At 65.4% G+C, this 1,550-nt stretch carries 2 protein-coding genes; one reads left to right on the top strand and one right to left on the bottom strand.

Going from position 1 to position 1,550, the window contains the following annotated elements; all coding sequences use genetic code 11:
* Window positions 1-266 precede the first annotated feature (266 nt).
* A complete protein-coding gene (locus QMK24_RS41215) occupies window positions 267-698 on the bottom strand; it encodes an ATP-binding protein (RefSeq protein ID WP_283472044.1) in 432 nt (143 codons plus the stop codon).
* A 119-nt stretch (window positions 699-817) separates the two neighbouring features.
* On the opposite strand from QMK24_RS41215, the gene QMK24_RS41210 reads away from it, so the two are divergent.
* A complete protein-coding gene (locus QMK24_RS41210; RefSeq protein WP_283472043.1) occupies window positions 818-1,510 on the top strand; it encodes a helix-turn-helix domain-containing protein in 693 nt (230 codons plus the stop codon).
* The last annotated feature ends 40 nt before the right edge of the window (window positions 1,511-1,550 follow it).

Raw genomic sequence — 1,550 nt, 5'->3', positions numbered from 1 at the left:
GCGGGCACATCGCGCTGGTGTACCGCCGATGTTGGAGTTCATGCCTCGACCCTGGGCAGGGCCTCCTCGAGCTCGTCTTCGACAGCCGCATAGGAGCCGACGACCCATCAGAATGACGAAAGTCGAGGGACCAGCCTTGAAGACCAACACCACCACCAAGCCACCCGAAGCAAACCGGTCCGAACGAACCGCCTTCACCTCCCGCCACTGGCCCCGCACCTCCACCCGATCCCCGCGCCGCACCCGTAACGCCGCCACACGACCCATCACAACCACCGCTCCCGACCAGAGACCGTCACCACGGCCCACACCGACTTGCCCGCCCCGTCTCGTTCGCTCACGCCCCAGCACTCCGACAGCGCATCCACGATGAACAAGCCCCGCCCGTGCTCCGCCTCAGCACTCGGTGTAGCGCGCCCCGGCCGCTGTTCCGCCGCATCGTGTACCTCGATACGCACGCCGTCGCCCACGCGCAGATAGCGGGTCTCGATCTCCCGGCCCGGCGATACGTGCGCGTGACGCACCGCGTTGGTGACCAACTCCGAGAGCACTACCGCCGCCGAGTCGGCCACCTCGGACAGACCCCAGCCGTCGAGCGTGGTGAGCAGCTCAGCACGCGCGCACCCGACGCTGCGAGGGTGTCGGCTCCACCGTCGCACCACCGGCGGCCCGCTTGAATTCGCCTGTCGCGTCTGCATGCCCGACAGCGTCGCGCCACGATCCCCTCAGGGTTAGCCCATGGTGGGTAGACCCATCGTGGGTACACTATTGGGGAAGATCACAATGCATTCCGTCTGACCATCGGGGGCCCTTGGGCATGCATCACGTGACACCGCCAACGACCCTCCCGCCACGCGTGCTTGAGCGTGACGACGTACGGCAGGCACTCAGCGCACGCGACTTCGGCACGGTCTTCCTTCTCGCGCGCCAATGGGGCGGAATTAGCTACAACCAGATCGCTGAGGCTTGTGGTATCAAGCCCGAACGCGTCGGGACACTCGCGCGCGGCGATACTCGGATCACGTCCATTGCGAAAATCGAAGAGATCGCCGACGCTCTGCGAATTCCTGGACACATGATTGGGCTGGCTCCCCGACCGTGGGAGATGACCTCTTTGCGGAACACACCCGTGCCCGCGTTGAGACAGCCTGTCGGGTGGGGTTTGCTGACCCCAGAACCCGGGCCATGGGAGGTAGCAGAGTTGGCGCGCCGCACGCACGCCACAGACATCGGTCCGACTGATCTGGAAACGATCTCGGAGGCGATCAGCCAACTCTGCCGTGGTTACGCCTACATGCCACCTGATCAGCTCCACCGTCAGACTCGGATGGGCATACGACACATCACGGAATTGCTGGACGGCCGCACCACTCTTACCCAGCATCGCGAACTCTTGGTGTCGGCTGGCTGGCTATTCTTGCTCCACGGCTATTTCAAGATCCGTGCGGGAGTCCGAGGAGGTCGAACGGGCGGTGCATGGCGCGTCCGGCCCAGCGGGTGGCTTCGGTGATGGCGGTGCGTCCGGCGAGGCGGTGTGCGCCGATGGCGAG

This window comes from Streptomyces sp. PH10-H1 (genome assembly GCF_030063355.1).
In the GTDB taxonomy this organism is placed as follows: domain Bacteria; phylum Actinomycetota; class Actinomycetes; order Streptomycetales; family Streptomycetaceae; genus Actinacidiphila.
Note: the sequence above shows the minus strand (reverse complement) of the source record. Positions and strands in the feature narration are given on the sequence as shown.

Excerpts from the sequence above, each read along its gene's own strand:
- QMK24_RS41215 (WP_283472044.1), bottom strand. The coding sequence starts at position 698 with ATGCAGACGCGACAGGCGAATTCAAGCGGGCCGCCGGTGGTGCGACGG.
- QMK24_RS41210 (WP_283472043.1), top strand. The coding sequence starts at position 818 with ATGCATCACGTGACACCGCCAACGACCCTCCCGCCACGCGTGCTTGAG.